General features: G+C 71.2%; 7 protein-coding genes. 3 read left to right on the top strand and 4 right to left on the bottom strand.

Features of this window, described 5'->3' with window-relative positions:
* A partial coding sequence (locus IY392_RS15030) for a molybdopterin molybdotransferase MoeA (RefSeq protein ID WP_194861642.1) occupies window positions 1-760 on the top strand: 760 nt, incomplete at its 5' end.
* A gap of 130 nt (window positions 761-890) precedes the next feature.
* Here the strand turns inward: IY392_RS15030 and IY392_RS15025 are convergent.
* From IY392_RS15025 to IY392_RS15015, 3 genes are all read right to left on the bottom strand, one after another.
* Entirely contained in the window at window positions 891-1,046 is a 156-nt protein-coding gene (locus tag IY392_RS15025) for a DUF6131 family protein (RefSeq protein ID WP_182613520.1), read from the bottom strand.
* Window positions 1,047-1,126: 80 nt separating this feature from the next.
* Entirely contained in the window at window positions 1,127-1,816 is a 690-nt protein-coding gene (locus tag IY392_RS15020; RefSeq protein WP_107755342.1) for a TenA family protein, read from the bottom strand.
* A gap of 262 nt (window positions 1,817-2,078) precedes the next feature.
* Window positions 2,079-3,230 carry an AraC family transcriptional regulator gene (locus IY392_RS15015; RefSeq protein ID WP_194861641.1) on the bottom strand — a complete coding sequence of 384 codons (1,152 nt, stop codon included), beginning with the start codon at window positions 3,228-3,230 and terminating at the stop codon, window positions 2,079-2,081.
* Between the two features lie 102 nt (window positions 3,231-3,332).
* On the opposite strand from IY392_RS15015, the gene IY392_RS15010 reads away from it, so the two are divergent.
* Window positions 3,333-5,696: a fatty acid desaturase gene (locus tag IY392_RS15010; protein WP_228549473.1), complete on the top strand. Its 2,364-nt coding sequence runs from the start codon at window positions 3,333-3,335 to the stop codon at window positions 5,694-5,696.
* Between the two features lie 46 nt (window positions 5,697-5,742).
* On the opposite strand, the gene IY392_RS15005 is transcribed toward IY392_RS15010, so the two are convergent.
* Window positions 5,743-6,828 carry an NADH:flavin oxidoreductase/NADH oxidase gene (locus IY392_RS15005; RefSeq protein ID WP_194861640.1) on the bottom strand — a complete coding sequence of 362 codons (1,086 nt, stop codon included), beginning with the start codon at window positions 6,826-6,828 and terminating at the stop codon, window positions 5,743-5,745.
* Between the two features lie 99 nt (window positions 6,829-6,927).
* Between IY392_RS15005 and moaC the strand changes: the two genes are divergently transcribed.
* Window positions 6,928-7,643 (top strand): cyclic pyranopterin monophosphate synthase MoaC (gene moaC / locus IY392_RS15000; protein WP_194861639.1); only part of this gene is annotated, 716 nt, incomplete at its 3' end.

Raw genomic sequence — 7,643 nt, 5'->3', positions numbered from 1 at the left:
GACCCGGCTCGAGGCCCGGCACCTCGCGGCGGCGGCCTCGCTCGGGGAGTCCGGACTCGACGTGCGGCCGCGCCCGCGGGTCGGCGTGGTGGCCACGGGCTCCGAACTCGTCGCACCGGGCAGGCCCCTGGAGCCGGGACAGATCTGGGAGTCCAACTCGCTCACACTCGGCGCGGCGCTGCGAGCCTGCGGGTGCGAGGTCACCGCGACGGTCATCAGCAGTGACGAGCGGGACGACTTCACCGCGGCGCTGGACGTCGCCACCGGGGACGCCGACCTCGTGGTGACCGTCGGGGCGGTGTCCATGGGGGACGCCGAGGTGGTGCGTCAGGTCCTGGCGGACCGCGAGGGGGCCCGCTTCGCCCCTGTCGCCATGCAGCCCGGGGGCCCGCAGGGCCTCTCGTCGTGGCGGGACACGCCGGTGGTGTGCCTGCCGGGCAATCCGGTGAGCGCGCTCGTGTCGTTCGTGGTACTCCTGCGTCCGATTGTCCTCGAGGCCGTGGGTCGCGTGCCCGTGCAGACCAGCCGGGCCCTGCTGTCGCGCGACGTGACCTCTCCCGCCGGTAAGGCGCAGTACCTGCGAGCGGCGCTCCTGCCCGGTTCCGCCGGCAGCATGTCAGGGCCGCCCACCGCCGAACCGGTCTCGGGCCCGGGTTCGCACCTGGTCGCCTCGATGGCGCGGGCCGACGTGCTGATCGAGATCCCCGCCGACGTGACCTCACTGGCGGCGGGGGACGAGGTCGTCACCATCCCCTTGTAACCGATCGAGCCCTTGTGACCGATCGAGCACACCCCGGCCTCTGTTCGCACCGCGGTGCCCCGCACATGTGGACGGGCCCGCTTCTCACGGTCGGCGAGAAGCGGGCCCGGTGGTCACACACCCGGCCGGGTCAGTACCAGTGTTTGCGTCCACCGACCGCCCGGCCGGCTGCTCCGAGCACGTAGAGGATTACCCCGATCGCCACGAGAACCAGGCCGATCGTCCAGAGAATCGGGATGTCCAACAGGAATCCGAGGATTAACAGAATCGCACCGAGAATGATCATTGAGTCGTCCTTTCACTGTGACATGACATGGAGCGACGAGCGTATATCGGGCCGTGCCGAACCACGACCGGTCCCGAGGCTCAGGCCACGCTGTCGAGAGCCTGTTGCCAGAAGTCGGCCTCCAACCGGGTGGCCGTGGAGAACACCCCGGTGAGCTCGTCGAGACGTCGCTCGCTGAGTCCGCCCGCGGCCAGCTGATCGAGCTGGGCGATCGCCGCAGCCGACGCCGCGGTGAACTCTGCGCCCGAGTACTCGGCGATCCATTCGGCGTACGGATGCTCGGTCACCCCACCGCCACTGCCGCTCACGTCGCGGTGGTCGGCGAGGCGAGGCTGCACCAGCGCCCCGATCTCGGCGTACCCGATGGTGCACGGCGCCAGCGCCACGTGCAGGTCGAGCAGGTCTCCGGACATGCCCGCGTCCAGGACGTAGCGGGTGTAGGCGACGGTGGCCTGCTTCTCGGCGGCGGCCTCGAGCTCCGCGCGCGGAATGCCCCACCGCTCGGTCAACCGCAGATGGAGCGCGGTCTCGGCGATGATGGCCCCCGTGGCCTGATGGGCGGCCGTGATGTCGGCCAGCGTGCGACTCTTGAACGCGGCCAGTGCGTTGGCACGGGCGAACTGCACCAGGAAGTGGAAGTCCTGGATCAGGTAGTCGCGGAACACGTCGATCGGCAGCGTTCCTTCTCCGAGCCTTTCCACGAACTCGTGCCGGATGTAGGCCTCCCACTCGGGGCGGCAGCGGTCCTTGAGGGTCTCGAACAGGGTCATTTCGGCTCTCCTCGGGTGAGTGTCGGGATGCTGAGCAGTCCGCTCGGTCGGTGTGCGGATCGTCGCGCTCGACGCCGGGGCCAGCCACCGCACCCCGCCGAGCCGGTCCTCTCTGCACCGTGCCGCCGGCACCCCCAGCCTGCCATTCGGCCCGAGTGGCACCGCCGATGCCCATGCGTCCTGATCGGTCACGATCCGTGAATATGGGGCACAATCCGTGGAACCCGGTCGCGATCCGGGAGGTGCGCACTCGGCCGACGCCTCACGGAACTCGCTCGATCTGCCCGGCCCGCCGGGCGCGACTGGGCGGGACCCCCTCCCACCGAATGAACGTCCTGGTGAAGGTCGCGGTCTCGGAGTACCCGAGTTCGCGCGCCACCTCCGACACCGGCACGCGGAGCGCCAACAGCTCGAGCGCCCGATGATGCCTCACCTCGTCGAGCAGCCGCCGGAACGAGGTCCCCTCCGCGGCCAGCCGGCGACGCAGGGTGCGGACGTCGATGTGCAGCTCACCTGCCACCTCCGTCATGGACGGCCACGTCTCGCGCTCGTGACGTAGGCGGCTGCGGACCTGACCCGCGACGCCCACGCGCGCCAGCCGGTCGTCGAGCAGTTCGCGACACTGCCTCTCGAAGAGCTTCGCCGTGTTCTCGTCGCCCTGGGGCAGCCGCGCGTCCAGCCGCTCCCGGGTGATGGCCAGTCGGTTCCGCTCGGCGTATGGCCGGACCTCGTCGACGGTCAACCCCCACGACTCACCGAGGATCACGGCACTCTCCGGGCCGAGGGTCGTCTCGAGCCCGGTGATCCCCACGTCGATCTGAGCCCCACGGAGCGCCGCGGCCAGGCCCGCCAGGTCACGCTCGACCACGAACGTCCGGACATCCGCGGGGATCTCGTCATCGGCGGCGAGCAGGCAGTCCACGTCGGCCCCGGTTCCGGTGGCTCCCGCCGAGCCTTCCTCGAGGGAGAACCGCAGGTGAGTGGGCGAGAGCGCGAGGTACGGGATGGCCCGGTCGAGCGCCGCCCGCACGGTCGGCCCCGCGAGCATCATGAAGCCGATGACGCCGGTGCGCCCGAGCGTCGAATGGGCACCGATACCCGCACCCAGACCCGGCCGGTCCCCGAGCTCGCCCAGGAGATTGCGGATCACCACGAACTCCTGGTGCGCCCAGATCTGTGCGGTCTCGTCGTCGAGGTCCGCCGCGTCGAGCCCGGTGCCGGCGAGGCACTCCGTCGTCGTCATCCCGCGCGCGACGCCGCCGTCCACCATGATGCGGATCCCCTCCGTGCCGCGGGGCACCGCCCACACGGGCGAGGACGAGCGCGGCGTCGACGAGCCGACCGCGGACGAGCCGACCGCGGACGAGCCGACCGCGGACGAGCTGAGCGCGGACGGGCCCGACGACGAGGTCATCGCCCGACCGTATCAACGCAGGTTGCCGAGTGACCGAAAATGCCAACCATGCGACCGCCATCGCCCTGTTCCCGGTCCCGACGAGTGGCTACCGTCACACTCATGACTCTCGCCAGTAACATCAGCGCAGGTACGGGCTCGGAGGGTTCACAGCCGGGGAGCTCGACGAACGGGGCGGCAGGGCCGGCGGGTCCCGCCCACTCGGCATCACCGTCCGGCCTGGCCGAGGCGATGGAGGAGCTCTACGCTCGGGCCAAGGCCGAGGTGGGCCAGGAGGACCTGGATCACATCCGCCACGTCACCGCATATGGGCGGGCGATCGACGCACGCCGCCGCGAACTCTTGCGCGAGGGGGGTCCGCGCGCGATCCGCCGGGCCACCGCGCTGGAGATGATGTACCGACTCATGCAGTTCTCCGAGCTGGGCCACAACATCGTCCACGGCAGTTACGACCACCTGCCGGGCAACGGCGAGTACCACTCGGATCGCTACGACTGGGACTTCAACGTCGACGTCGACCACTGGAAGACGATGCACCACGCGGGCCACCACCCCAACACCAACATCGTCGGCAAGGACCACGACCTCGGCTACAGCGTCTTCCGCGGCAGCGCGGGCCAGGACTGGTACGGCCACCACCTCGGGCAGGTGGCGTTGATCTCCGCGCTCGCTGCCATGGCCCCGGTCGCGGCACCGTTCTTCCTGGCCAACATCGCGCGCAAGGTCGACAGCCACCCGTTCTTCAGTTCGTACACCCTGCGCTCACCGGCCAGGATCGCCCGTCGGGACGCGCGGCGCCGCTTCGTGGACGAGCCCTTCCGCTCCGGATGGAAGCCGCTGCCGACCCTGGTGGCCAACTACCTGGGCGGAGTCGCCGGATACATGTCCGTGCTGTTCCTGGTGCTCATCGAACACCACGCGGGTGAACTGGAACTGTTCACCGATCCCGGCCCGGATGAGACCCCCGACCAGTATTACGAGCGGCAGATCCGGGCGACCCGCAACTTCCTGCCCAGCCGACGGATGGACGAGGCGCTGACCCGGATCCTCGAGGAGGAGGTTCCGTTCGACGACCGCCCCGACCTGCGGATCTTCTACGGCGGACTGGACACCCACATCGAGCATCACCTGTTTCCCGACCTGCCGCCGTCCATGCAGCGCAGGATCGCGCCGGAGGTGCGCGCCCTCGCCGCCCGGTTCGGGCTGCCGTATCACGAGACCCCGTTGCTGGAGACGGTGCCGCTCATCGCCACGACGCTCACGGGCCTGTCGGTGCCGCTGGGCGAGCGGGAGTTCGGACGACCGGCCGAGTTGCTGCGCGACCCCTCCTCGCTCGTGCGGCGCGTGATCTCGGGGTTCACGTATCGGCCGCTGCCCGAGTCCCCGTACCTGGACAAGCCCCGCTTCCACAATGTTCCCGCGAGGGTCCTGTCGGCCACGCCGGTCGCCGGCGGTGACGCGCTCTCCGTGCGTCTGGCCAGGCCGCGCGGGTGGGAGGACGTGGAGTGGGAGGCCGGGGCGTACATCTCGGTGCGGGTGGAGGTCGACGACGACGACGACGGCGGCACCGCCGAACTCGTCCGTCAGTACAGCCTCGTCCGCGACAGCATCGACTCGCGGCTCGACGGCTCGCAGCGCGACGAGCCGGGACACCTGGAGATCTGCGTCAAGCGGGTCGACGGGGGCCGGGTCTCCACCCGGTTGAACGACACGCTGAAGGCGGGGCGCCACGTCACTCTCGTCGGCGTTCCGCAGTCGTCGGGCGACTTCGCCATGCCGGAGCCCGGCGCCCCCTCACTGCTCATCGCCGGCGGGGTGGGCATCACGCCGATCATCAGCCTCCTGCGCCGCATCGCCCGCGACGCCGGGACCGACGCCACCGTGCTGTACTTCAACCGCGACGAGCGCTCGATCATCTACGAGGCGGAACTCCGTCGGCTGGCCCGCGACTCGGGCGCCACGCTTCACCTGTTCACCGATACGCCGTCCGGGCGGGACGGCCTGACCACCGGCCGGCTGGGTCCGGAGTTGCTGCGCGGTCTCGTCCCGGACGCCGCCGACCGGGAGACCTATGTGTGTGCGCCGGCCGCGGTGATCGATCTGGCCCGCGACCAGCTGCGCGCCCTCGGACAGCCTGCCGAGCGCTTTCACGCCGAGTCGTTCACCGCCCCGGAACTCGAGCGACCGGCGGACGACGGCAGTCGCTACACCGTGCACTTCCGCCGCACCGGCACCTCGGTGGAGATCGACGGGGCCACGACCCTGCTCGAAGCCGCGGGCCGGGCGGGCATCTCCGTACCGACCGGGTGTGAACGCGGACTGTGCAAGGCGTGTGTGACCGGCAAACTCAGCGGTACCACCAGCGCGGAGTCCCGGGCCGACGGAGGCACGACCGACACGGTCGTCCGGGAGCGGATCACCGTGTGCACGGCGATGCCCTGCTCGGACATCGAGCTGGACCTCTAGCCGCACTCGGCCATCGGGGTGGCGACAGCCGGCTGACCGGCGGGGTTCACCACTTGCCGCGCGTGTACTGCGGCGGGTACGGCGCCTCACGCCAGGGCACTCCGAGTTCGGCGGCCGCGCGGAGCGGCCAGGCGGGCTCGCGCAGCCCGACTCTGCCCAGGAACACGACGTCGGCCCGCTCGTCGGCCAGCACCTGCTCGGCGTAGTGCGGGTCGCTGATGAGTCCCACCGCGCCGGCCAGCACCGCCCCGGACGCCCGGACCTCCTCGGCCAGCGGCACCTGATACCCCTGCTCGAGTGGCACCGGCGGGACGGCAGGGGTGTTGGCGGCCGACGAGACGTCGACCAGGTCGACGCCGTGCCCGGCGAGGCGCGCCGCCAGCCAGCGCGAATCGTCCGGGGTCCACCCACCGGGAACCCAGTCCGTGGCCGAGATGCGAACGAACAGTGGCTTGCCCTCCGGCCAGACCCGACGGACCGCATCGCAGATCTCGACCAGCAGTCGCGAGCGGTTCTCCCGGGAGCCGCCGTACTCGTCCGATCGCTCGTTGGACAGGGGCGAGAGGAACTCGTGGACCAGGTAGCCGTGGGCGGCGTGGATCTCGACCACATCGAAGCCCGCCTCGTCCGCGCGTCGGGCGGCCGCGGCGAAGGCGTCGACGACAGCTCGGATCCCGTCGGCGTCGAGCGCGACCGGGGCCGCCATGTCGCCGAACGGGATGGCCGAGGGGGCGACAGTGGTCCACCCGCCCTCCGCCACCGGGATCGACCCGGTGGGCTCCCCGGGGAAAGCCCGGTGGGTCGACGCCTTCCGCCCGGCATGGGCGAGCTGGATGCCGATCGCGGCGCCCTGCGAGTGGACGAAGTCCACGATCGACGCCCATGCGTTCCGCTGCGCGTCGTTCCACATCCCGGCGTCGTGGGGGCTGATCCGGCCCTCGGGCACGACGGCGGACGCCTCCGCGAGGATCAGTCCGAACCCGCCCTGCGCCCGCGCACCCAGGTGCACGAGATGCCACGGGGTGGGGACGCCGTCGCGGGCGTCGCACGAGTACTGGCACATGGGCGAGAGCCACGCGCGGTTGCGGATCTCGAGATCGCGGATGCGGATGGGGTCGAAGAGGAGTGGCATTCCGTCGATTAAACCCCTGCGGGCCGGGTCCGGATCGCGGGGCACCACCCCCGGCACGCTCTCTCACGCACTCCGGCACCGGCGACTAGCGTGGTCGCCATGACTGATGCCCACCCGGATCTGACCCACCTCGACGCCGAGGGCCGGGTTCGGATGGTCGACGTGGGCGGCAAGGCCGTCACCACCCGCACCGCCACCGCCGAGGGGGTCTTCCGTACCCGGCCCGAGATCGTGACGATGGTGTCGGGGGACGAGCTGGGGAAAGCCGACGTGCTGGCCACCGCCCGGTTGGCCGGTATCGGCGCGGCCAAGAAGACCTCGGAGCTGATCCCGTTGTGCCACCAGATCCCCCTGAACTCGGTCAAGGTGCGCTTCCAGCTCGACGCGCCGGCCGGCGAGATCCGGGTGTCGGCCACAGCCACGACGACCGGCCGCACGGGGGTGGAGATGGAGGCGCTCACGGCTGTCTCGGTGGCCGGGCTGACACTGCACGACATGGTCAAGGCCGTCGACCCGCTGGCCACGATGGACGGGGTGAGGCTGGCCGCCAAGTCCGGCGGGAAACGGGGCGACTGGACCAGGGACCAGGACGAGTCACCCCCCGCCGCCGCCGGGCGGGCCGCGGTGGAGTCGGGTCGCAGCGCCGTCGTCGTCGTCTCCTCCACGGCCGCCGCGCACGGGCGACGGGAGGACACCACCGGCCCCGCCATCGAGGGCTGGCTGCTCGGGCGCGAGTTCTCCCCGGTCGAGGTCCACGTGGTCCCCGACGCGGAGGTCGCCGCGGCGGTGACCGAACAGGTCCGCCGCTCCCCGGC

The organism is Dietzia sp. SYD-A1 (assembly GCF_015356725.1).
In the GTDB taxonomy this organism is placed as follows: Bacteria; Actinomycetota; Actinomycetes; order Mycobacteriales; family Mycobacteriaceae; genus Dietzia.
This window is presented reverse-complemented; position numbering and strand designations above follow the sequence as displayed.